Source organism: Glaciibacter sp. 2TAF33 (genome assembly GCF_052114945.1).
In the GTDB taxonomy this organism is placed as follows: domain Bacteria; phylum Actinomycetota; class Actinomycetes; order Actinomycetales; family Microbacteriaceae; genus Cryobacterium.
The window spans coordinates 157,495-179,614 of the sequence record NZ_JBFRFS010000008.1 but is presented as its reverse complement, the minus strand read 5'-3'; the positions used below and the strand labels follow the sequence as shown (position 1 = coordinate 179,614).

At 67.5% G+C, this 22,120-nt stretch carries 22 protein-coding genes and 1 tRNA gene; 18 read left to right on the top strand and 5 right to left on the bottom strand.

Annotated features, from left to right (window positions below; translation table 11 throughout):
• The first annotated feature begins 5 nt into the window (after positions 1-5).
• The 5 genes from AB4Y94_RS10090 to ndk all read left to right on the top strand — a co-directional run bounded on the left by AB4Y94_RS10090 (position 6) and on the right by ndk (position 6,577).
• Positions 6-659, top strand: a complete 654-nt coding sequence (locus AB4Y94_RS10090; protein ID WP_441727684.1) for a TetR/AcrR family transcriptional regulator — start codon at positions 6-8, stop codon at positions 657-659.
• A gap of 240 nt (positions 660-899) precedes the next feature.
• Positions 900-4,370 carry an isoleucine--tRNA ligase gene (ileS, locus tag AB4Y94_RS10085; RefSeq protein WP_441727683.1) on the top strand — a complete coding sequence of 1,157 codons (3,471 nt, stop codon included), beginning with the start codon at positions 900-902 and terminating at the stop codon, positions 4,368-4,370.
• 115 nt (positions 4,371-4,485) lie between these two features.
• Complete coding sequence (locus AB4Y94_RS10080) at positions 4,486-5,784, top strand: bifunctional folylpolyglutamate synthase/dihydrofolate synthase (RefSeq protein ID WP_441727785.1); 1,299 nt, start codon at positions 4,486-4,488, stop codon at positions 5,782-5,784.
• The gene (locus AB4Y94_RS10075) at positions 5,781-6,158 is read left to right on the top strand and encodes a DUF4233 domain-containing protein (RefSeq protein WP_441727682.1); all 378 of its coding nucleotides are present in this window, start codon (positions 5,781-5,783) and stop codon (positions 6,156-6,158) included. Before AB4Y94_RS10080 ends, AB4Y94_RS10075 begins: the two co-directional genes overlap by 4 nt.
• The gene (ndk, locus tag AB4Y94_RS10070; RefSeq protein ID WP_441727681.1) at positions 6,155-6,577 is read left to right on the top strand and encodes a nucleoside-diphosphate kinase; all 423 of its coding nucleotides are present in this window, start codon (positions 6,155-6,157) and stop codon (positions 6,575-6,577) included. Before AB4Y94_RS10075 ends, ndk begins: the two co-directional genes overlap by 4 nt.
• Before the next feature lie 93 nt (positions 6,578-6,670).
• Here the strand turns inward: ndk and AB4Y94_RS10065 are convergent, their stop codons facing one another.
• Positions 6,671-7,270: a vitamin K epoxide reductase family protein gene (locus AB4Y94_RS10065; RefSeq protein ID WP_441727680.1), complete on the bottom strand. Its 600-nt coding sequence runs from the start codon at positions 7,268-7,270 to the stop codon at positions 6,671-6,673.
• 383 nt (positions 7,271-7,653) lie between these two features.
• On the opposite strand from AB4Y94_RS10065, the gene AB4Y94_RS10060 reads away from it, so the two are divergent.
• Positions 7,654-10,434: an Rne/Rng family ribonuclease gene (locus AB4Y94_RS10060; protein ID WP_441727679.1), complete on the top strand. Its 2,781-nt coding sequence runs from the start codon at positions 7,654-7,656 to the stop codon at positions 10,432-10,434.
• A 78-nt stretch (positions 10,435-10,512) separates the two neighbouring features.
• Here AB4Y94_RS10060 and AB4Y94_RS10055 read toward each other — a convergent pair whose 3' ends face one another.
• On the bottom strand, positions 10,513-10,785 hold the full coding sequence (locus AB4Y94_RS10055) for a DUF4031 domain-containing protein (RefSeq protein ID WP_441727678.1): 273 nt from the start codon (positions 10,783-10,785) through the stop codon (positions 10,513-10,515).
• A gap of 222 nt (positions 10,786-11,007) precedes the next feature.
• Between AB4Y94_RS10055 and rplU the strand changes: the two genes are divergently transcribed.
• The 10 genes from rplU (at position 11,008) to AB4Y94_RS10005 (ending at position 17,960) form a co-directional block, all read left to right on the top strand.
• On the top strand, positions 11,008-11,316 hold the full coding sequence (gene rplU, locus AB4Y94_RS10050; protein ID WP_441727677.1) for a 50S ribosomal protein L21: 309 nt from the start codon (positions 11,008-11,010) through the stop codon (positions 11,314-11,316).
• Between the two features lie 19 nt (positions 11,317-11,335).
• The gene (gene rpmA / locus AB4Y94_RS10045) at positions 11,336-11,593 is read left to right on the top strand and encodes a 50S ribosomal protein L27 (RefSeq protein ID WP_441727676.1); all 258 of its coding nucleotides are present in this window, start codon (positions 11,336-11,338) and stop codon (positions 11,591-11,593) included.
• A gap of 92 nt (positions 11,594-11,685) precedes the next feature.
• Positions 11,686-13,275 carry a GTPase ObgE gene (obgE, locus tag AB4Y94_RS10040; RefSeq protein ID WP_441727675.1) on the top strand — a complete coding sequence of 530 codons (1,590 nt, stop codon included), beginning with the start codon at positions 11,686-11,688 and terminating at the stop codon, positions 13,273-13,275.
• Entirely contained in the window at positions 13,272-14,078 is an 807-nt protein-coding gene (proB, locus tag AB4Y94_RS10035) for a glutamate 5-kinase (protein ID WP_441727674.1), read from the top strand. The genes obgE and proB overlap by 4 nt, the downstream gene beginning before the upstream one ends.
• A 9-nt stretch (positions 14,079-14,087) precedes the next feature.
• Positions 14,088-15,425: a glutamate-5-semialdehyde dehydrogenase gene (locus AB4Y94_RS10030; protein ID WP_441727673.1), complete on the top strand. Its 1,338-nt coding sequence runs from the start codon at positions 14,088-14,090 to the stop codon at positions 15,423-15,425.
• A 63-nt stretch (positions 15,426-15,488) separates the two neighbouring features.
• Positions 15,489-15,692 (top strand): hypothetical protein, encoded by a 204-nt coding sequence (locus AB4Y94_RS10025; RefSeq protein ID WP_441727672.1) that lies wholly within the window; start codon positions 15,489-15,491, stop codon positions 15,690-15,692.
• A gap of 12 nt (positions 15,693-15,704) precedes the next feature.
• Positions 15,705-16,307: a nicotinate-nucleotide adenylyltransferase gene (gene nadD / locus AB4Y94_RS10020; protein WP_441727671.1), complete on the top strand. Its 603-nt coding sequence runs from the start codon at positions 15,705-15,707 to the stop codon at positions 16,305-16,307.
• On the top strand, positions 16,304-17,392 hold the full coding sequence (locus tag AB4Y94_RS10015; RefSeq protein WP_441727670.1) for a hypothetical protein: 1,089 nt from the start codon (positions 16,304-16,306) through the stop codon (positions 17,390-17,392). The genes nadD and AB4Y94_RS10015 overlap by 4 nt, the downstream gene beginning before the upstream one ends.
• A gap of 40 nt (positions 17,393-17,432) precedes the next feature.
• Entirely contained in the window at positions 17,433-17,810 is a 378-nt protein-coding gene (gene rsfS / locus AB4Y94_RS10010; RefSeq protein ID WP_441727669.1) for a ribosome silencing factor, read from the top strand.
• Between the two features lie 73 nt (positions 17,811-17,883).
• A tRNA-Ala gene (locus tag AB4Y94_RS10005) sits at positions 17,884-17,960 on the top strand.
• Between the two features lie 116 nt (positions 17,961-18,076).
• On the opposite strand, the gene AB4Y94_RS10000 is transcribed toward AB4Y94_RS10005, so the two are convergent.
• The 3 genes from AB4Y94_RS10000 to AB4Y94_RS09990 all read right to left on the bottom strand — a co-directional run bounded on the left by AB4Y94_RS10000 (position 18,077) and on the right by AB4Y94_RS09990 (position 20,432).
• Positions 18,077-18,877, bottom strand: coding sequence for an ABC transporter permease (locus AB4Y94_RS10000; RefSeq protein WP_441727668.1), 801 nt, complete (start codon positions 18,875-18,877; stop codon positions 18,077-18,079).
• A complete protein-coding gene (locus tag AB4Y94_RS09995) occupies positions 18,870-19,664 on the bottom strand; it encodes an ABC transporter ATP-binding protein (protein WP_441727667.1) in 795 nt (264 codons plus the stop codon). The genes AB4Y94_RS10000 and AB4Y94_RS09995 overlap by 8 nt, the downstream gene beginning before the upstream one ends.
• A gap of 111 nt (positions 19,665-19,775) precedes the next feature.
• Entirely contained in the window at positions 19,776-20,432 is a 657-nt protein-coding gene (locus tag AB4Y94_RS09990) for an SDR family oxidoreductase (protein ID WP_441727666.1), read from the bottom strand.
• A gap of 80 nt (positions 20,433-20,512) precedes the next feature.
• Here AB4Y94_RS09990 and AB4Y94_RS09985 point away from each other — a divergent pair, with 80 nt between their 5' ends.
• Both AB4Y94_RS09985 and AB4Y94_RS09980 read left to right on the top strand, forming a co-directional pair.
• Positions 20,513-20,899 (top strand): YchJ family protein, encoded by a 387-nt coding sequence (locus AB4Y94_RS09985; RefSeq protein ID WP_441727665.1) that lies wholly within the window; start codon positions 20,513-20,515, stop codon positions 20,897-20,899.
• 109 nt (positions 20,900-21,008) lie between these two features.
• Positions 21,009-22,049 carry an LLM class flavin-dependent oxidoreductase gene (locus tag AB4Y94_RS09980; RefSeq protein ID WP_441727664.1) on the top strand — a complete coding sequence of 347 codons (1,041 nt, stop codon included), beginning with the start codon at positions 21,009-21,011 and terminating at the stop codon, positions 22,047-22,049.
• Positions 22,050-22,120 lie beyond the last annotated feature (71 nt).

Here is a 22,120-nt window from a genome sequence, read left to right as displayed (position 1 = left end):
GTGTCGTGAGCAGCACTGGAGTCGCCGGCGCGGGGCACCGGGTGGGGCGCCCGCGTGGCTCGTCGAGGCAGATGCTGCAGGAGGCCGCCTCAGAGCTCTTCCTCGAGCAGACGTACGCGCGCACCACGATCGAGCAGATCGCGCACCGGGCCGGGGTGAGCCGCAACACGTTTTTCAACTACTTCCAGACCAAGAGCGACCTCCTCTGGGCGGAGATCGATGAGAGCCTGGGCCGGCTGCCGCAGGCCCTGGAGAGCGGGATCCGGGTGTACGCGGAGCGATCAGCCACGGATGCCGTACGCGTGGCGATCCTCAGCATCGCCGCGGAGTTCGGGCCGGCCCGGGTGCCGTGGGCCCTCACCCAACACGAGTTGATGGGCACGTCCGGGGAACTCGCGGCATCCGCCCTGTCACGCTTCAACGACCAGGCGCATCTGATCTGCACCGGCGTGGCCGACCGGATCGGCGCGGAGGCCGACAGTGTGCTCTGCCGCAGCTTCGCGACCGCGGTGCTCGCCGCCGCGGCATCCGCCACCATCAGCTGGGCCGGCGCCGGGGTGAACCGGGGCAACCTGGCGCCCTGGGTGGATGCGGCGATCACCCCGCTCTGCGACGGATACCGGGCCGCGCTCGCCACCGGGTTCGAACCCGCCGTGTAGAATCAAGGGCAACGACAGTGATCCGGCCATCACCGGTGAGTCTTCGGAAGAACGGCGGGCGCCTCTCGGTGCGTGCCTGGTAGAACCGAACGGGTTGGCCCGTCACAGCCTGTGGAAGAAGCGGTTGCCCGTGTTCCGAACGGACCAGGGGCAGCAAGCGAGGTGGTACCGCGGCGGAGGGATCCGTACGTCCTCGTGGAACCGGGCTGTGTCGCAGCAACCCACCCGTCCAGGAGAACCATGACTTACCCCCACGGCACCAGGCCCCAGAATCCGGACTCCCCGCAGCAGGCCGGAGTGGTTCCGTCGCCTGACTTCCCGGCGATCGAAACCGAGGTCCTCGCGTTCTGGAAGGACGACGACACCTTCCAGGCGTCGATCGACAACCGAGCGGATGCCCCGGAATGGGTCTTCTATGACGGCCCGCCGTTCGCGAACGGCCTGCCGCACTACGGCCACCTCCTCACCGGCTACGCCAAGGACCTGTTCCCGCGGTTCCAGACCATGCGTGGCAAGCAGGTGCACCGCCGTTTCGGCTGGGACACCCACGGGCTGCCGGCCGAGCTCGAGGCCGAGCGCCAGCTGGGCATCACCGACAAGAGCGAGATCGAGAAGATGGGGATCGCGGCCTTCAACAAGGCCGCCCGCGACGCCGTGCTCCGGTACACCCACGAATGGCAGGAGTACGTCACCCGCCAGGCCCGCTGGGTCGACTTCGACCACGGATACAAAACCCTCGACATCAACTTCATGGAGTCGGTGATCTGGGGCTTCAAACAGCTCCACGACAAGGGGCTCGCCTACGAGGGCTACCGGGTGCTGCCGTACTGCTGGCGCGACCAGACGCCGCTGTCGAACCACGAGCTGCGGATGGACGACGACGTCTACAAGATGCGCCAGGACCAGACGGTCACTGTGACGTTCCCCCTCGTCGGCGCCAAGGCCGAGAGCCTGGGCCTCACTGCCGTGCGCGCGCTGGCCTGGACCACGACCCCGTGGACCCTGCCGACCAACCTGGCGCTGGCCGTCGGCCCGAACATCACCTACGCGGTCGTGCCGGCCGGGCCGCACGGGACGCCGGATGCCACGGTGCTGCGTGAGGAGGTCTCGACGAGCTCGACCACCGGTGGTCGAGCTCGTCCAGACCAGGCCACCGAGGTGCTCGGCGCCGAATACCTGCTGGCGATCGACCTGGTCGGCAACTACGCCAAAGATCTCGGCTACGACAGCGCAGAGGACGCAAAATCGGCAGTGACACGTACTGTCAGCGGCAGCGAGCTCGAGGGTGTCGCTTACGACCGCCTGTTCGACTACTACGCCGACGTGGAGGCCTGGGGAACCCACAACGCGTGGACCATCCTCGTCGCCGACTACGTCACCACCGAGGACGGCACCGGAATCGTGCACCAGGCGCCCGCATACGGCGAGGAAGACCAGCGGATCTGCGAGGCCAATGGGATCCCGGTGATCATCTCCCTCGATGACGGCGGCAAATTCAACGCGAGCGTGCCGGACGCCGAGGGGCTGCTCTGGTCTGACGCCAACAAGCCGCTCACCCTTCTCTTGAAGTCCGAGGGCCGCCTGCTGCGACAGGCCAGCTACGAGCACTCGTACCCGCACTGCTGGCGCTGCCGCAACCCGCTGATCTACAAGGCGGTGTCGAGCTGGTTCGTGCGCGTCACCGACTTCCGCGACCGCATGGTCGAACTGAACCAGGACATCAACTGGGTGCCGGACAACGTCAAGGACGGCCAGTTCGGCAAATGGATCGGCAACGCCCGAGACTGGTCGATCAGCCGCAACCGGTACTGGGGATCCCCGATCCCGGTGTGGAAGAGCGACAACCCCGACTACCCGCGGATCGACGTCTACGGGTCGCTCGACGAACTCGAGGCCGACTTCGGCGTGCGCCCGACCGACCTGCACCGGCCGTACATCGACGAACTCACCCGCCCGAACCCCGACGACCCCACCGGGCAGTCCACCATGCGGAGGATCGAGGATGTGCTCGACGTGTGGTTCGACTCCGGGTCGATGCCGTTCGCCCAGGTGCACTACCCGTTCGAGAACGCGGACTGGTTCGACACCCATAACCCGTCGGATTTCATCGTCGAGTACATCGGGCAGACCCGCGGCTGGTTCTACACCCTGCACGTGCTCTCCACCGCGCTGTTCGACCGCCCGGCGTTCAAGAATGTGGTCAGCCACGGCATCGTGCTCGGCAGCGATGGCCAGAAGATGTCGAAATCGCTGCGCAACTATCCGGACGTCAACGAAGTCTTCGACCGTGACGGCTCCGACGCGATGCGCTGGTTCCTGATGAGCTCCCCGGTGCTGCGCGGAGGCAACCTGGTCGTGACCGAGGAGGGCATCCGGGAAGGGGTGCGCCAGGTGATGCTGCCGCTCTGGAGTACCTGGTACTTCTTCTCGTTGTACGCCAACGCTTCGACAGGCTCAGCGGGGTCTGCCGCGGGGGATAGCGGCACCGGCTACGACGCCCAGTGGCGCACCGACTCCACCGACGTGCTCGACCGCTACCTGCTGGCCAAGACCCGCGACCTGGTCGAGGACGTGGCCGCGGACCTGGAGCAGCTCGACAGCACCCTCGCCGCAGCGAAGCTCCGCGACTTCGCCGATGTGCTCACCAACTGGTACGTGCGCCGTTCCCGGGACCGGTTCTGGACCGGTGTCGGCGACGACGGATCGGGCATCCGCACCGGAACTGAGGCCTTCGACACGCTCTACACGGTTCTCGAAACGGTGACCAGGGTTGCCGCCCCGCTGCTGCCGCTCGTTGCCGAGCGCATCTGGCAGGGCCTGACCGGCGGCCGCAGCGTGCACCTCACCGACTGGCCGGACGCCACGGCGTTCCCCGCGGACCCTGAGCTCGTGCGGGCGATGGACCAGGTGCGCCAGATCTCGTCGACCGTGCTCTCGCTGCGCAAGCAGGCCGGCCTGCGCGTGCGCCTGCCGCTGGCCGGGCTCACCGTCGTCACGGGCAACACCGCGGCGCTTGCCCCGTTCGACGCCATCCTGCGTGACGAGCTCAACCTCAAGCAGGTCACCCTGGTCGAACTCGCCGACGACAGCGCCGCCGCCTACGGCATCACCTCGCGGCTCACCGTGAACGCACGCGCGGCCGGACCCCGGCTGGGCAAGGGTGTGCAACAGGTGATCAAGGCCGCCCGGAACGGCGACTGGAGCGAGAGCGACGGCGTCGTCACCGCCGGCGGCATCGAACTGGTGCCCGGAGAGTACGAACTCGAACTCGCCACAGCCGGCACGCCGGGTGAGGGCGGGACCGCGCTGGCCCTTCTCGGCGGCGGCGGCTTCGTACTGCTCGACACGGTGACAACGCCGAGCCTGGCCGCGGAGGGCTTCGCCCGCGACGTCATCCGCGCCGTGCAGGACACCCGCAAATCGGCCGGTTTCGCCGTGAGCGACCGGATCAGGCTCGACCTGGTCTTCGAAAACGAAGCGGATGCCGGGGCTGTCAAGTCCGTCGCACAGGTCGACATCGCCGCAGAAACGCTCGCCACCCGGTTCGGCGTACACGCCCGCCCGGCCACCGGCACGCTGCCGTCGGAGTGGCTGGAAAGCCTCGCCGGTTCACCGGTGGAGCACTACGTGCGCATCGACGCCAACCAGTACGCCAACCAGGGCTCCTTCCTCGTCGCCGTCGCCAGAGAGAACGGACTCGTGAATGTCTAGCAAACCGCCGTCTGACCAGCCGCCGTCCGACAACGGTGGGTCCCAGCCCAACCAGCCGGACGAGAGCGAATTCCGGGAAGCCGGCGAGGCGGTCTACCAGGCTTTGCTCGGCCGGATGGGGGAGATGGCGCCGCAGCCCCGCCTGGAGCCCACGCGCCGCGCGGTGGACCTGCTCGGCGACCCGCAAACCGCGTACCCGATCATCCACATCACGGGGACCAACGGCAAGACCAGCACCAGCCGGATCGCAGAGAGCATCCTCCGCGCCTACGGTCTCCGGACCGGCCTCCTCACCAGCCCGCACCTGGTGCGCCTGAACGAACGCATCATGATCGACGGCCAGCCCATCGGCGACGAGGCACTCGCCGCCAATTGGGATGACATCCAGCCCTACCTGCAGATGGTCGACGCGGAACTCCTCGCCGGCGGCAATGAGCCGCTCACCTTCTTCGAGGCGCTGACAGTGCTCGCGTTCGCCTCGTTCGCCGACGCCCCGGTCGACGTCGCCATCATCGAAGTCGGCATGGGCGGCGAGTGGGACTCGACCAATGTGGCGGACGGCCAGGTCGCCGTCTTCACCCCTATCGCCCTGGACCACACGAAGCGCCTCGGCGGAACCATCGCCGAGATCGCCCGCACCAAGTCCGGGATCATCAAACCAGCCGCATCCGTTGTCACGGCTGCCCAGACCGGGGAGGCGCAGGCGGAACTGGAGCGCGCGGCCGAGCTCACCGAATCGACGCTCGCCAGCGAAGGGGAGGAGTTCGGGCTGATCAGCAGTACCGTCGCCGTCGGCGGGCAGCTCATCTCGGTGCGTGGACTGGCCGGCACCTACGAGGACCTGTTCCTGCCGATGTACGGCACACACCAGGCGCAGAACGCGGCGCTGGCGATCGCCGCCGTGGAATCGTTCCTCGGCGGCGGCAGCCAGATGCTGGTCGGCGACCTCCTTGCCGAGGGCCTGGGCACCGCCACCTCACCCGGGCGCCTGCAGCTCATCGGGGTGGAACCGAGCGTGCTCGTCGACGCCGCCCACAATCCGCACGGCGCCGCGGCACTGGCCGAAGCGCTCGGCACCTACTTCGACTTCGACGAGATCGTCGCGGTGGTCGGCATCCTGGCCGACAAGGATGCCCAGGGCATCATCGCGGCGCTCGACGCCGGGGTGGAACGGTTCTACGTCACCCAGTCGCACTCCGAGCGTTCGCTGGCGGTCGACGACCTCGCCGACCGGGTCGAGGAATGGGCCGGCGAAGCGAAGACGCGCCGCTTCGGCGACCTCGCCGCGGCACTGGACGCGGCCCGGGAATGGGCCGGAGCAGCGCCGCGTCGCGCCGTGATCGTCACCGGGTCGATCACCCTGGTCGGCGAAGCCATCGCGCTGGCTGACGCGGGGGAGTGGATGAGCTCGTGAGCGATCCCGCCGTCGACCCCGGGGCATCCGCTGCCGCCAGGCCCCGTTCGCTGAAGCGGTCACTCGCGTCGATCGTGCTCGGCTTCGAGCTCGTGGTGGTGTTCCTCGGCGCGCTGGTGCTGTTCGGCCTGGGGTCGCTGCCGCCGACTGTCGCGCTCGGAGGCGGCGCCGCACTGTGCCTCGTGATGGTGGCCACGATCGCCCTGCTGCGTTTCCCATTCGCCTATCTGGTGGGCTGGGCCGTGCAGGCGGTCATCATCCTTTCCGGGATCTTCAACCCGGCCCTGTTCGTTGTTGGCCTCATCTTCGCCGCGCTGTGGACGTACTGCATGATCAGCGGCACCCGAATAGATCGACAGAAGGAGATCGCATGACCACCCAGATCGAAGAAACCCTCGTCCTCGTCAAGCCAGACGGCGTCGCCCGCAACCTCACCGGCGAGATCCTGCGCCGTATCGAGGCGAAGGGCTACTCGCTCGTCGACGTCAAGCTGATCCAGGCCGAGCGGTCGCTGCTGGCCAAGCACTATGAGGAACACCAGGGCAAGCCGTTCTACGAACCGCTGGTCGAGTTCATGGAGAGCGGGCCGATCGTCGCGTTCCGGGTTGCCGGCGACCGGGTGATCGAGGGCTTCCGGTCGCTCGCCGGCACCACCGACCCGACCACCGCCGCGCCGGGCACCATCCGCGGCGACTTCGCCCGGGACTGGGGACTCAAGGTGCAGCAGAACCTCGTGCACGGCTCGGACTCGCCCGAGTCCGCAGCCCGCGAGCTGGCCCTCTGGTTCGACTAAACCCGCACTTCCCCTTCGCCGAACCTGCACTTGTTGGGGTTATGAGTCGCTCATAACCCCAACAAGTGCGTTTTCGCGTGAGAGGGGAGGGTGTCAGAGGCGGTGGAGGAAGTCCATCTGCAGCTGGGCGATCACGGCGACCACCAGATAGCAGGCCAGCGTGATCACCACGAGCCACGAATAGGCCCCTGCGGCGAACCGGCGAACGGATGCCGACGACGGAATATATCCCTCCCTCAGGTTGTAGAGGGTCACCGCCAGGAAGCTTGGAATCGTCACCGCCCAGGTCACCATGCACCAGGGGCAGAGGACGTCGAGCACGAAGATGCTCTGGCCGATGAGCCAGATCACCAGGGCCAGCGCACCGGTCACGCCCACGTTCAGGCCGATCCAGAACCAGCGTGCGAACCGTGCGCCGGACAGGACCGCGACCCCGATGGTGATCACCGCCGACCAGGCGGCGATTCCGATCAGCGGGTTCGGGAACCCGAAGACGGCCCCCTGCGGGGACGACAGGTTCGTGCTGCAGCCGATGAGCACGCTGAAATTGCAGGAGAGTTGCGCGTCGGGGTTCTCCAGCAGGGCGAATTTGTCCAGCGTCAGCGCGAACGCCGCGGCAAAGCCGATAGCGCCGGCAATGGTCAGGAAAACGGCGAGCCCGGTCGGGCGTCTCTGAAGCTGGGTCTCGGACACCCTCGGATTATGACACGCGCCCCGTCACACGTTCCTGTGCAATGCGTGCGATAATCAAACAAGTCGTCTGGGCCGCGCCCAGACCGACGCCAGAAGGCTTAATGGGCGGTCAACGCCCAGATTCATTGGTCCCACGACCAAAGGTATTAGCAGCCAGAGCCAAGAGCCGGTTGCGTTCATTGAAGGATTTGTGAGGTAACGCGCAGGCGTAACCCCGCACGAGAGAGTACCCGGATGGGCAGCGCGGCTACCCAAACCGGCCAGGGAGTGCACCAGTAATGGTGGAAGACAACGAAAACAAAAAGCGCAAGGGCCTTTTCGGCACTCGCAAGACCGTCCGCAAGGTGACGCCGCCGCCGGCGGCCCAACAGCCTGCCCCGCCCGTGGAACATCCCGTTTCGCGGCACGCCGCGACGCCGGTCGACGCACCGAAGGCCGACGCGCCGAAAGCCGACGCGCCGAAAGCCGCGGCGCCGGTCGATGCACCTTCGGTGGTCGAGCCGGCCGGGACCCAGGCCGCTCCGGAGCCGGTGAAATCCACGGCAACGGCTGAGCCTGCTGCTACCGAGACCGCAACCCAGGCGGCGGAACCGCAGCCCGAAGTCAAGGCGATCCGTCGTCCGACGACGTCGCTGATCTTCCAGGCGCCGGAGATCCTGCCGCTCCCGCCGCGGCAGGGCACGCAGCGCGACGACCGCCACGACGACGATGACGACGAGCCGTCGAGCATCCGTCGCCGCGCGCGCCGCCGCTCGGGTGAGGAAAACCGTGGCGGGTCCGACGACCCGGCCAACACCGTGGTCAAGGTGCGCACGCCCCGCGAGCCTGAACTCATCACGGAGCCCCAGCGCATCAAGGGTTCGACCCGTCTCGAAGCCAAGAAGCAGCGGCGTCGTGACGGCCGCGACGCCGGTCGCCGTCGCCCCGTCATCACCGAGGCCGAGTTCCTCGCCCGTCGTGAGTCCGTTGACCGGGTCATGGTGGTTCGTGCCAAGCACAACAAGATCCAGATCGGCGTCCTCGAGGACGGCGTGCTCGTCGAGCACTACGTCGCCAAGAACCAGGATGCGTCGTTGATCGGCAACGTCTATCTCGGCCGGGTGCAGAACGTGCTCCCGAGCATGGAAGCCGCCTTCGTCGACATCGGACGCGGCCGAAACGCCGTCCTGTACTCCGGCGAGGTCGACTGGGATGCGGCCGCCGAGAATTCCACGACCGCCAACCAGGCCCGCCGCATTGAACTGGCGCTGAAGCCCGGCGACAAGGTCCTCGTCCAGGTGAGCAAGGACCCGGTCGGCCACAAGGGAGCCCGCCTCACCAGCCAGGTGTCGCTGCCCGGCCGCTACCTCGTCTACGTGCCGAACGGTTCGATGAACGGGATCAGCCGCAAGCTGCCAGACACCGAGCGGGCACGCCTGAAGAAGATCCTCAAGGAAGTCCTTCCCGACAACGCCGGCGTGATCGTGCGTACAGCCGCTGAAGGCGCGACGGATGAACAACTGGGCCTCGATGTCAGCCGCCTGACCGCACAGTGGGCCTCCATCGCCAAGCAGGTTGAGTCGGTCCAGGCCCCGGCCCTGCTGCACAGCGAGCCGGACCTGCTGATCAAAATCGTTCGCGACGTCTTCAACGAGGACTTCCAGAAGATGGTCGTCTCCGGCGAGGATTCGCGCGAGATCATCGAGAGCTACCTGCGCCAGGTCGCCCCCGACCTCGTCGAGCGGATCGAACGGTACGAGGGCGAGCGCGACGCGTTCGACGAGTACCGCATCTCCGAGCAGATCGAGAAGGCGCTGGACCGCAAGGTCTGGCTGCCTTCCGGCGGCTCGCTGGTGATCGACCGCACCGAGGCCATGACCGTGGTCGACGTCAACACCGGCAAGTTCGTCGGCTCAGGCGGAAACCTCGAAGAGACCGTCACCAAGAACAACCTCGAGGCCGCCGAAGAGATCGTGCGCCAGCTGCGCCTCCGCGACATCGGCGGCATCATCGTGGTGGACTTCATCGACATGGTGCTCGAGTCCAACCGCGACCTCGTGTTGCGACGACTCATCGAATGCCTCAGCCGGGACCGCACCAAGCACCAGGTCGCCGAGGTCACCTCGCTCGGACTCGTGCAGATGACTCGCAAGAAGCTCGGCCTGGGCCTCCTCGAATCGTTCAGCGAGAACTGTGAGGTCTGCGCCGGCCGCGGCATCATCGTGCACCACGACCCCGTGATCAAGCACCGCCAGTCGCCCCAGCCGGCGCCGGAGCGTCGCTCGCGCAGCGGCCGGTCCGGCAACGGCGGCAACGGCAGTTCCGGGCCGGCGGATGCCGCCAAGTCCGGCACCGGGACGCACGGGATCACCGAGGACGCCAAGCACGCCCTCGCCTTGATCGCGGCCAGCACGCTGCACACGCCGACCGGCTCGGTCGCGGTCGTCCGCCAGAACGGTGCGACGCCGGCTGGAGACAGCGCCGCCGGAAACAGCACCGCCGGAAACAGCCCCGCCGAGACGGCGGATGCCGCCACGAACGCTGCCGACCAGAACGGTACCTACCAGGGCGCTGCGGAGCAAAATGCCGCCGGCGACAACAGCGCGGCACGGTCGGGCGCCGGCCGGGGACGCTCCGACAACGGAAACCGCGCGCGTGCCGCGGCCGCAACGGCGGATGACGCCGCCGCCGACCAGTCCCAGGCCGCACCCGCCGACAGCGAGCAGCCGGGCCGCCGGCAGGGGCGTCGTGCCCAGGCCGAGCGCGGGCAGTCGCGCCGCGACCCCTCACGCCGCGAGGCTTCGCAGCGCGGGGCGACCCAGCGTGAGACCAAAGCGGACGCCGCCACCGCGACGAGCGCCGACGTCGCGGCCGACACGGCTGAAGCGGCCAACCCGTCTGAAGCGGTCGCAGCGGCGGCAACGGACGTCGGGACCGCCGCCGCCGTGGCCCCCGAGGCCGAATCGGTGGCGATTCTCGACATTCCGGTGCGGAAGTCACCCCGTGGCAAGCGCCCTGTGAGCAAGCAGGTCACCGAGCAGCTTCTGGATTCAGTGCTCGAGGCGCTGCCGGAGCCGAAGCAGCCCGGCCAGGGTCGTTCCCGCAGCCGCAGGGTGACTACAGCGGGCGGTTCGACGCAGATCGCACCGACGATCGTCACCCCGTCCCACGAGTCGCACAGCTAGCTGCCGCGCGCCTGGCACTTCACCGGGAATCGCCGTCCCCGTTCCGGGGGCGGCGATTCTTGTCGACACGGGACCGCGTCAAAGCCCCCTGCGCTCCCGGCCGTTCACCCGAAGCCCGCTCGCCCGCAAGCGGGTCACCAGCTCGCGGTTGGACACCGGCACCGCCCCGCCGGCGACCAGTTCGTCGTAGCTGCGCTCTGGCACGTCATAGTGGTCACGGTCGAAGCCACGCCGGGGGATACCGTGCGCGGCAGCGAACGCGTGGAGCTCGTCCAGGGACTCGTCGCTGACCAAATGCGACCACACCGTGTCGTGTGCCGGCCAGGTTGGGCGGTCAATCAGCACGGTCATGGCATCATTGTACGAAGACATTCGGATCTCGCCGTGGGCTCGCCCCGGTTTGACCTGAGGTACGCCGGTCAGCTAAAGTTGACCGTTGGTGTGCGTTGGGCTGTGAGTCCGCGCGTTTGCCAGGGTTTTCTGATTGAGACGTGCCGTACCGGCCTGTCCAACCCAGTGACTTTCCAGAAGAGGAATCGGGGCCGTTCGGCTCCCCAGAGATTGGTACGTAAAGTGGTTTACGCAGTTGTGCGCGCCGGAGGCCGGCAGGAGAAGGTAGAGGTCGGGACCATCGTGACGATGGACCGAATCAAGGCTGACAAGGACGGCAACGTCGAGCTGGCCGCCGTGCTTCTCGTCGACGGCTCCTCGATCACCTCCGACGCCAAGTCACTGGCCAACGTGAAGGTCACCGCCGAGGTTTTGAACGACCTCCGCGGCCCGAAGATCGTCATCCAGAAGTTCAAGAACAAGACCGGTTACAAGAAGCGTCAGGGGCACCGTCAGGAGCTCACGCGCGTCAAGGTCACCGGCATCGCCTAAGGCCTGAGGAGAAGAACAGATGGCACACAAGAAGGGTGCGAGTTCCACTCGCAACGGTCGTGACTCAAACGCTCAGCGCCTCGGCGTGAAGCGCTTCGGTGGGCAGGTCGTCAGCGCAGGCGAGATCATCGTTCGCCAGCGCGGCACGCACTTCCACCCCGGCGTCAACGTCGGCCGTGGCGGCGACGACACGCTGTTCGCTCTCGAGGCTGGCTCGGTCCAGTTCGGTGCGAAGGGTGGCCGCAAGGTCGTCAACATCGTGGTGGGCGCCGAATAGGCATCCACTGATTTGCGGCGTGAGGGCGGGCTTCGGCTCGCCCTCACGTGCGTTTTAGACAGCACTGTTACGCACCTGAAAGGGGCAAAACCATGGCCACATTCGTTGACCACGTCACGCTGCATTTGAGAGCGGGCAACGGCGGCAATGGCTGTGTCTCTGTCAAGCGCGAAAAATTCAAGCCGCTGGCCGGACCGGACGGCGGCAACGGCGGCAACGGCGGCGACATCGTCCTTGTCGCCGATCCGCAGGTGACCACCCTGCTCGGCTTCCACCGCTCACCGCACCGCAGCTCGGGCAACGGCGGTCCCGGCATGGGCGACCACCGCAACGGCGGCAACGCCGACATCATGGAACTCTCGGTGCCGCTCGGAACGGTCGTCAAGGACGCAGAAGGCAACGAGCTCAGTGATATGACCGAGCCCGGGTTCCGGCTCGTAGTCGCGCCCGGCGGCCAGGGCGGGCTCGGCAACGCCGCCCTCGCCAGCACCAAGCGCAAGGCACCCGGATTCGCCCTCCTCGGCACCCTCGGTTGGGAAGGCGACGTCCAGCTGGTCTTGAAGACGGTAGCGGATGTCGCCCTGGTCGGGTATCCGTCGGCCGGCAAGTCCAGCCTCATCGCGGCCATCTCCGCGGCCCGCCCGAAGATCGCCGACTACCCGTTCACCACGCTGCACCCGAACCTCGGGGTGGTCCAGGCCGGAGAAGCCCGGTACACCGTGGCGGACGTTCCCGGCCTTATTGAAGGGGCCAGCGAAGGCAAGGGCCTCGGCCTCGAATTCCTGCGCCACGTCGAGCGCTGCACGGCCCTGCTCCACGTCCTCGACTGTGCCACCCTCGACCCCGGCCGCGACCCGCTCAGCGACCTCGACGTCATCCTCGGCGAATTGGCCGCATACCCGGTGCCCGACGGCCAGAAGCCGCTCCTGGAGCGCCCGCAGCTGATCGCCCTGAACAAGATCGACGTGCCGGAGGCTCGTGAACTCGCCGAGTTCGTGCGCGGTGACCTCGAGGCGCGCGGCTACCGGGTGTTCGAGATCTCCACCGTGAGCCACGAAGGCCTCAAGCAGCTCAACTACGCCCTGGCCGAAGTCGTCGAGGCCGGACGGGTTGATGCAGCCGCAGCCGCCGCAGCCAAGCCGCGCATCGTGATCCGGCCCAAGGCTGTCGACGATGGCGGCTTCGAGGTGCGCGTCGAAGGCGGATCGTTCGGGAACATCTACCGCGTGCTCGGCGCCAAGCCGGAGCGCTGGGTGCAGCAGACAGACTTCACCAACGACGAAGCCGTCGGCTTCCTGGCCGACCGGCTGGCCAAGCTCGGCATCGAGAACGAGCTGTTCAAGGCCGGCGCCGTATCCGGCTCGACAGTGATCATCGGGCCGGGCCACGGCGTGGTGTTCGACTGGGAGCCCACCCTCACCTCGACCGCCGAGCTCATCACCGCGCCCCGCGGCACCGACGCCAGGCTCGACGAGCCGCGCCGCCGCACCAGCAACGAGCGCCGTGAAGAGTACTTCGGCCGGATGGACGCCAAAGCGGCCGCCCGGGCCGAACTCATCCGTGAGCGCGAGGCCGGCCTGTGGCACAGCGACGGCGACGAGTTCGACGGCGCCGACGATGGCGCGGGGAAGGGCGACACGGCTTCGTCCGTCGCCCAGGGCGCGGAGGGCGAGTCGGAGTGAGCCCGATCGGGCGCCACCAGGTCGCGACGGCAGCGCGAATCGTCGTGAAGGTCGGGTCGTCATCGATCAGCGGTGACAATGCCGGCCAGATCGCGCCGCTGGTTGAAGCCCTCGCCGCCGCCCACGCCCGAGGCGCACAGATCGTACTGGTGTCCTCAGGGGCCATCGCGACGGGGATGCCCTACCTTCAGCTCGATGAGCGGCCGACGGACCTCGCCACCCAACAGGCCGCGGCGTCCGTCGGCCAGAACCTGCTCATCTTCCGCTACCAGGACAGCCTCGACCGGTTCGACATCGTCGCCGGCCAGGTGCTGCTCACCGCGGGTGACCTGGAGAACCCGGCGCACCGCAGCAACGCCCAGAGGGCGATGGAACGGCTGCTCGACCTCAGGATCCTTCCGATCGTGAACGAGAACGACACCGTCGCCACCCACGAGATCCGGTTCGGTGACAACGACCGCCTGGCCGCCCTGGTCGCAACGCTGATCCGGGCTGACCTCCTGGTGTTGCTCAGTGACGTTGACGCCCTCTACACCCGCCCGCCGCACCTGCCGGGCGCCACCCGCATCGCCAACGTCGTCCCCGGTGACGAACTGCCCGGCGTCGAATTCACCGCTACCGGGGCTTCCGGCGTGGGTACCGGGGGAGCCAGTACCAAGGTCTCCGCAGCCCGGATCGCCGCCGACGCCGGCACCGCCGTCTTGGTCACGGCCACGACACTGGTCGCGGAAGCGCTGCGTGGCGAACCGGTGGGAACCTGGTTCGAGGCGGCCGCCCGGCCGAGCGGGCATCCGCTCCCGTAAACTGGCGCAATGGCAACGAGCTCAGCACCAGTTATCCCGGCGACAGCAGACCCCGCGACAACGGCCCGGCCGGTCCCGGTCCAGCAGTCACCCACGACCGCTTCCCCGATCACGCCCACCCTCGAGGGATCGCGCCGAGCATCACTGCAGCTCGCGAACGCGATCACCGGCCAGAAGAACGCCGCGCTGGCCGCCATCGCCGCGGCCCTCCGCGACAACGCGCGGGACATCATCGACGCCAACCAGCTCGACCGGGAAAACGGCGCCGCCAACGGTCTCTCGGCCGGCCTGCTCGACCGGCTCACACTCGACGAGGCCCGGGTCGGGGCGCTGGCCGACGCTGTCACGGCGATCATCGGCCTCGCTGACCCGGTGGGCGAGGTGGTGCGCGGCAGCAGTCTGCCCAACGGTGTCAAGATCAGCCAGGTGCGGGTGCCGTTCGGCGTCGTCGGCGCCATCTATGAGGCGCGGCCGAACGTGACGGTTGACATCGCGTCGCTCGCGCTCAAGAGCGGCAACGCGGTCGTTCTCCGCGGCGGGTCCGCGGCCGAGAACAGCAACCGCGTGCTGGTCGGGTTGATCCAGGATGCCCTCGGCTCTGTCGGCCTGCCCGCCGAGTGCGTGCAGACGATCGACCCGTTCGGCCGTGATGGGGCGACCGCGCTGATGCAGGCCAGGGGCTTCGTCGACGTGCTGATTCCCAGGGGAAGTGCGAACCTCATCAACACCGTCGTCAGCGAGTCGAAAGTGCCGGTGATCGAAACCGGTGCCGGAGTGGTGCACATCTTCCTCGACGAGAGCGCCACCGCCGAGTGGGCCGTCGAGATCGTGCACAACTCGAAGGTGCAGCGGCCGAGTGTCTGCAACGCGCTGGAGACCCTGCTCGTGCACGCCGGCTCCGCCGAACGGCTGCTTCCCAGTGTGCTGGCTCGCCTGGCCGCGTCGGGCGTGACCGTCCACGCCGACGAACGCGCCCGTGCGATCTATCCCGACGCGGTGCCCGCCACCGAGGCCGACTGGGAGACCGAGTACATGAGCCTGGACCTCGCGGTCCGCGTGGTCGACTCCCTCGATGACGCGATCGATCACATCCGTCGTTATTCCACCCGGCACACCGAGTCCATCGTCACCAACGACGTGGTCAACGCCGAACGGTTCCTCAATGAGGTGGATTCCGCCGCGGTGATGGTGAACGCGTCCACCCGTTTCACCGACGGCGGAGAATTCGGATTCGGCGCGGAGGTGGGCATCTCCACCCAGAAGCTGCACGCCAGAGGTCCGATGGGGCTGCCGGAGCTCACCAGCACCAAGTGGATTGTGCGTGGCACCGGGCAGGTGCGCGCATAGCCCCCGCTAGACTGATTCCGATGGCTTGCCAGCCAACGATTTTTTGCCTGAACGGAGAATTCCATGTCATTGCTGCTCACGGCAGTCGAGCACGATCTCGTCGATTTGCCCATGCCGACCTGGGCATATGGCGTCATCGCCCTGGTCATCTTCTTCGTGCTTGCCATTGTGATCTGGACCTTCCGTGACGTGTCCAACCGCCATGCGGCCAAGGCCGACGCCTATGCGGCCGCGCACGGCGGAGCCGCCGGTCACGGCGGGCACTGACGCCCACCGCCGGTGACTACAGCCACCGCACGGCGCCCGCGCATCGGTGTGATGGGCGGCACCTTCGATCCGATCCACCACGGCCACCTCGTCGCCGCCAGTGAAGTGGCGCAGAGTTTCGACCTCGACGAGGTCGTCTTCGTTCCCACCGGGAACCCCTGGCAGAAGCACGCCGTCACCCGGGCCGAGCACCGCTACCTGATGACCGTCGTGGCGACAGCCTCGAACCCGCGATTCACGGTCAGTCGTGTCGACATCGACCGGGACGGTCCGACGTACACCATCGACACGCTGCGCGACATCCACGCCGAGTACCCGGACGCGGAGTTGTTCTTCATCACCGGTGCGGACGCCATCGCCCAGATCCTCGGCTGGAAGGACGTGCAGGAGCTCTGGAACCTCGCCCATTTCGTCGCTGTGAGTCGGCCGGGACATGAACTGACCATTTCAGGATTGCCCAACCAGGACGTAAGCTTGTTGGAGGTTCCGGCTCTGGCGATATCGTCCACAGACTGCCGGGCACGCGTCAACCGGGGCTTCCCGGTCTGGTATCTGGTCCCCGATGGGGTAGTCCAGTACATCTCGAAGCATCATCTATATCGGAGTGTGGCATGACGTTGGGTAACGACCCGCAGCCACTCACGCGGCGGCAATTGCGTGAAATGGCCCGGTCACAGGCGCCGGAGTCCGGCGACGCAGCTACCGAGACCGACCCCGATGTAGAGTTCGAACCAAGCCGGCCGTCAACGACTCCGGCGTCAACGACCCAGCCGTCCGCCTTCGCACCCCGCACCGCACCACGTTCCGACGATGGTGCAGGGCAGGCCGACGGCTCGGATGAGCCGGCCCGCGAGCGGACGACGGTGCCCGAGCGCACCCTCACCCGCCGCGAACTCCGTGAACTCATGGCTGCCCGCCAAGCGGAGACCGGTGTGGCACCGGATGCCGATGTCGTGCCGAGTGGCTTCGTCATCGACGAGGATGTCATCGACGACGACATCCCCGAAGACGCCCTTGACGACAACACATCCGAAGTCGACCTCTCCCGTGGTGCACCTCCCGTCGACACTGACGCCGGTGAGGACACCGAGTACGGCAGCCCGATCCAGCGCGGCGTCATCCCCGCGGGAGCCGGAGATGACCAGCCGGCGGCGCCTGCCCTCAGCCTGCCGCCGCAGACCCTTGGCAGTCCGCTGAACCCACCGGTGGGCCACTGGTCCATCGACCGCGACGTCGACGAGCACACCCAGGTCACCGGACAGAACCAGCCGTTCGACCAGCTCCTGTCCCGCGGAGTAGCAGCCGGCGGTATCCCGACGACCACGAACGCGCTGATCCTGCCGTCGATCCCTCAGCAGGGAAACCCGTCCGGGTCGATGACCAGCACCGGCGAGATCCTGATCACGGGATCCATCGACCTGCCGCGGAGCCTGGGTTCCACCGGCCAGCACCCGAGCCACTTCGATTCCTCGGAGATGGATCACCTCCTCGACCCGCTCGACGAGACGGGTCCCACCGCCGGGGTCGCCCCGGTGAGCGCCAGCCGTGCCGTCAGCACGCACACCTCCACCCGCGGGGTGATGACGCCGCCGACGAAGCGGGTGGCCTCGCTCCCGGTCATCCTCGCCGTCACCGCCGGCGTTCTCCTGGTCGGCGTGCTGGCGCTCTTCGCGGCCGGCTACCTGTTCCAGATCTTCTAATGCTCGACTTCACCGCACCACCGACACCGAGGTTCACCCGATGACTGCTTCTGCCCACGCTCTCGAGCTTCTCAAGGTGGCCGCCGCCGCCGCCGACTCGAAGGCAGGGGAGGACCTGGTTGCGCTCGACGTCTCGAATCCGTTGCCGCTTGCCGACATCTTCCTCATCGTCACCGGCCGGTCAGAACGCAACGTCGTCGCCATCGCCGGTGAGATCGAAGACAAGCTCATTGAAGCGGGCAGCAAGCCGCTCCGGCGTGAAGGTCGTGCGGAGGGCCGCTGGATCCTGATCGACTTCGGCGACCTCGTCGTGCACGTCTTCCACGAGGAGGAACGCATGTACTACTCCCTGGAGCGCCTGTGGAAGGACTGCCCGGTCATCCCGATCGAGTTGCCCGCGCACGAGACTCGCGAGTAGCGCTCAGTTTCGTATTCGACGCCTCCGTGTAGTAATCTAATCAAGTTGTTCGGAGCAATCTGAACAGCGAAATGGGTCCATGGCGCAGCCCGGTAGCGCACCTGCATGGCATGCAGGGGGTCAGGGGTTCGAATCCCCTTGGATCCACCAAAGAGAAGCACGAAGCAAGAGAAGCACGACCTGAGGACCGGCCCGGATGGGCCGGTCCTCAGGTCGTTAATCGACGCCGGGAATGGCGGTGTCGTGGCAGCCGCACCGGTATGCGGTCAGTGTGTCTCCCACCGGAACCAGCGGATTCCGACAAAGGCCCCGACCAGGATGTAACCGGCTGTCGCGATGATTGCGCTGGTCTCGCTCCAGCCCCAGGGGGAGAGGTCGACGACGGCGCTGTAGAGGCTGATCATCGCGCCGACCGGCGACCAATCTGACACGGCCTTCACCTCGGTGCCCAGCAGGCCGCTGGACCCGAGAAGGCCCAGCAGCAGGAAGATGACGTAGAACACGCGGCCCAGGGCATTGACCACGGCCGCGGACCTGACGAGCCCGACGATGGCCTGGGCGATCGCGAGGAACATTGCGCCGCCGCCGATCGAGACGCACACGAGCAGGAAGATCTGGCCGAAGCTGAAAAAGGTGGCGTGAATGATCATGCCAACGAGCACGACGACGACGGTCATGATCAGGTCGGCGATGACCTGCACGAGCAGGCGACTCGCCATGATCGCCCAGGTCGGTGCCGGCGTGACGCGCAGCCGTTGGAACACGCCGGCCTCGCGGTCGCGGGCGACGGTCAGCGAGTAGCCGATCAGGCTGGACGACATGAGGCCGTACGTCAGCGCGAGGCCGATGTCGAACCCGACGCGACTGAATCCCAGCGGGCCGGTACTCGTGCTCCCGTGCAGGTTGGTGATGATCAGAATGAGAACTGGAAGCGCGACATTGAGCAGCAGGGTCCTCCCGCTGTGCAGCAGCACCGTGAAGTCCGCGCGCAGCAGTGACCAGAAAATCCCTCCGATCGCCGGGCGCAGGCTGCTGCCCGCCGCTGGGTCAGGGAGGGTGTCAGTCACGGATCTCACTCCCCGTCAGTCCGATGAACACGTCCTCCAGGGTGACGTCGCCTCGCGCGATTTTCAGGACCCGTGGGTCGTGCCGGTGCGCGGCGACCAGCCCCGCCGGGGTGTCGACGGTGATCAGCTTTCCATGGTCGATGATCGCCACCCGGTCACAGACGGCCTGCGCTTCTTCCATCGAATGGGTGGTGAGCAGGATGCTCCCGCCCCCGGTGCGCAGCGATTCGATACGATCCCATAACTGTCGCCTCGATTGCGGGTCAAGACCCGACGTCGGCTCATCGAGCAGCAGCAGAACCGGCTGGTGGATGACCGCGATCAGCAGCGAGAGCCGCTGTTGCTGTCCGCCGGAGAGGGACTTGAACCGCTTGCCGAGTTCGGCTCCCAGTCCCACGCCACGAATGCGCTCGGCGATGCCCTGCCCGGTGATGGCCACCCCGTACAACCCCGCGTACAGGCGCACGATTTGTTCGATGGTGAGTTCGGGCTGGAAACTGGACGCCTGCAACTGCACCCCCAGGCGTGCTTTCGCCGGCAGGGGATCGCGCCGGACATCGATGCCGTCCACCAGTACCACGCCGCCGGACGGCGTCACCAGCCCCTCGATCGCGCTGAGCATGCTGGTCTTCCCGGCGCCGTTCGGGCCGAGCAGTCCGAAGATCTCGCCGCGCCGCAACTGGAGGCTCACCTCATCGACCGCCGTCCGTGCGCCGTACCGGACAACCAGGCGGTCAACCGCGAGAATCGGGGCGGCGGCGGGTTCCGGTGCGACCGCCGCGCTCATCGCTCCTCCGGGTGAACCATAGCTTCACTATGAGACGGTACTTGCACTACGTCAAGCAGTCGCGACTGGGATCATGCCGACAATACCGGACCCCGCCGCCTCCCCACCGGCTCAGGCGGTGAGGGTCTCCAGCGCCTGCGCGATCGGCGTCTTCCCGTTGTTGAACTGGATGAACATCCCGGCCGTGCGGGGCTGCTGCAGTACCGCGGCCGCCACCAGCGCAACATCCTCACGGGTGACCGTCCCGCCCGCGGCGGCATCGCCGACGTCGATCAGCCCGGTCGCCGGGTCCAGGGTGAGCACGCCCGGTCCGAGGATGGTCCACGTCAGTGCGGTGCCGCGAAGGTACTCGTCTGCGGCGGCCTTGGCTTCCGCATAGGCGAAGAACGAGTCCTCCGGTGGGATGCCGTGGTCTCGGCCGGCCCCGTAGTACGAGACCATGACGTAGCGGGCGACTCCGGCATCCGCTGCGGCATTCATCGAGCGGATGGCCGCATCGCGGTCGACCGCCCAGGTGCGGGCCGGTGTGCCTCCGCCCGCACCGGCGGACCACACGACGGCGTCGTGGCCGGCCAGCGCCGCGGCCAACTCCTCGGTGGATGACGTCTCGAGGTCAAGGAGCACGGGCGTGCCCCCGGTTCGCCTCACCTCGTCCTGGTGCTCGGGGTTGCGGATGATCGAGCTGACGGAATGGCCGCCCTGCGTCAGAGTCCTGGCGAGGTGCTGCGCCACTTTGCCGTGGCCGCCGATGATCGCGATGCGTGACATTGTCGTTCCTTTCGCGGAGGTAGTCCCAGACAACCACAGGTTGCCCGCGCCGCACCGGCTGTGCAGACGGATAATGGAGTGTGCCCGTCTCTCCACCCACGCGCTGCCCGTGCCTCGGCGGCGACACGTACGACGACTGTTGCGGACGGTTCCACCGCGGGGACGCGGAGGCTCCGACCGCGGGCCTCCTGATGCGCTCCCGGTTCTCGGCTTTCGCGGTGGGCGACGTCGGTTACCTGCTGCGGACGTGGCATCCGCTCACCCGACCAAAGGCGCTCGACCTCGACCCCGGGCTGCGCTGGTACCGACTCGACATCCTCCGCTCCAGCCAGGGAGGCCGGGGAGACTCCACCGGCGTCGTGGAGTTCCGGGCGTATTACCGGGACGGCGGCGATGCCGGTGTACAGCACGAAACGAGCCGGTTCCGGCGTGAGGGCCGACGCTGGCTCTATGTCGGCCCGGCCTGAAAGACGGCCTGGCGCCGCGCCCCCGGAATAGCGGATGCCGCACGGCTGTTGCCCAGGTAGATGCGTATGCATTGATATTGACCGCAGTCCCCATCGAAAGGCACCCACCGTGGCACACACCCTCGAGCTCGGCCTCGACACCTTCGGAGACGTCACCTGGGACGCCGGCGGGAGCCCGCTGCCCATGCCGCAGGTGATCCGGAACGTTGTCGCCGAGGCAATCCTCGCCGACGACGTCGGGCTTGATTTCTTCGGCGTCGGGGAGCACCACCGGGAAGACTTCGCCGTCTCAGCACCCGAGGTCGTCCTCGCCGCCATCGCGGGCCGGACCAGCCGCATCCGTCTGGGATCGGCCGTCACCGTGTTGAGCTCGGACGACCCGGTGCGGGTATTCCAGCGCTTCGCCACACTTGACGCCGTCTCAGGCGGAAGGGCGGAAGTCATCCTCGGTCGCGGTTCGTTCACCGAGTCGTTCCCGCTGTTCGGCCTCGAGCTGCGCGACTACGAGCAGCTGTTCGAAGAGAAGCTGGAGTTGTTCGCCGAGCTGTTGAAGGAAGAGCCCGTCACCTGGGCCGGCAGCACCCGGGCCGCGCTGACCGAGCAGCAGGTGTACCCGCCCACCGGGTCCGGGTCGCTTCGCACCTGGGTCGGCGTCGGCGGCAGCCCGCAGTCCGTCATCCGCGCCGCCCACTACGGCCTGCCGCTGATGCTCGCCATCATCGGCGGCGAGCCCCGCCAGTTTGCGCCCATGGTCGACCTCTACCACCGCGCACTCAGCCAGTTCGGGATCGGACAGCGCCCGATTGGCGCCCACTCACCCGGGTATGTGGCCGCGACGGACGAGCAGGCCAGGGAGGAGCTCTGGCCGCACTACGCCGCCATGCAGGAGCGCATCGGGAAGGAACGCGGCTGGGGTCCCATGAGCCGGGAGCAGTTCGAGCACACCGCCGGACCGGACGGTGCGCTGTTCGTCGGTTCGCCGGAGACCGTGGCGACCAAGATCGTGAAGGTCGCCGGCGAGCTCAGCCTCTCCCGTTTCGACCTGAAGTACAGCGTCGGCACGCTGTCCCACGAGAAACTGATGACCAGCATCGAGTTGTACGGCAGCCGGGTGGCACCGTTGGTGCGGGAGCGGATGCCAGAGGCGTAGCTCAGCCGAACCCGCTCGGCTGGACTGACCGCGGGAACCGCTTTCGGGATAGTTTGTGATTCAACCCCCCT

Bases quoted from the DNA above. Each gene is read 5' to 3' on its own strand.
- ileS (WP_441727683.1), top strand. From the start codon at position 900: ATGACTTACCCCCACGGCACCAGGCCCCAGAATCCGGACTCCCCGCAG.
- AB4Y94_RS10080 (WP_441727785.1), top strand. From the start codon at position 4,486: ATGGGGGAGATGGCGCCGCAGCCCCGCCTGGAGCCCACGCGCCGCGCG.
- AB4Y94_RS09990 (WP_441727666.1), bottom strand. From the start codon at position 20,432: ATGTCACGCATCGCGATCATCGGCGGCCACGGCAAAGTGGCGCAGCAC.
- ndk (WP_441727681.1), top strand. From the start codon at position 6,155: ATGACCACCCAGATCGAAGAAACCCTCGTCCTCGTCAAGCCAGACGGC.
- AB4Y94_RS09995 (WP_441727667.1), bottom strand. From the start codon at position 19,664: ATGAGCGCGGCGGTCGCACCGGAACCCGCCGCCGCCCCGATTCTCGCG.
- AB4Y94_RS10030 (WP_441727673.1), top strand. From the start codon at position 14,088: ATGGCAACGAGCTCAGCACCAGTTATCCCGGCGACAGCAGACCCCGCG.
- obgE (WP_441727675.1), top strand. From the start codon at position 11,686: ATGGCCACATTCGTTGACCACGTCACGCTGCATTTGAGAGCGGGCAAC.
- AB4Y94_RS10015 (WP_441727670.1), top strand. From the start codon at position 16,304: ATGACGTTGGGTAACGACCCGCAGCCACTCACGCGGCGGCAATTGCGT.
- rpmA (WP_441727676.1), top strand. From the start codon at position 11,336: ATGGCACACAAGAAGGGTGCGAGTTCCACTCGCAACGGTCGTGACTCA.
- rsfS (WP_441727669.1), top strand. From the start codon at position 17,433: ATGACTGCTTCTGCCCACGCTCTCGAGCTTCTCAAGGTGGCCGCCGCC.
- AB4Y94_RS10025 (WP_441727672.1), top strand. From the start codon at position 15,489: ATGTCATTGCTGCTCACGGCAGTCGAGCACGATCTCGTCGATTTGCCC.
- AB4Y94_RS10055 (WP_441727678.1), bottom strand. From the start codon at position 10,785: ATGACCGTGCTGATTGACCGCCCAACCTGGCCGGCACACGACACGGTG.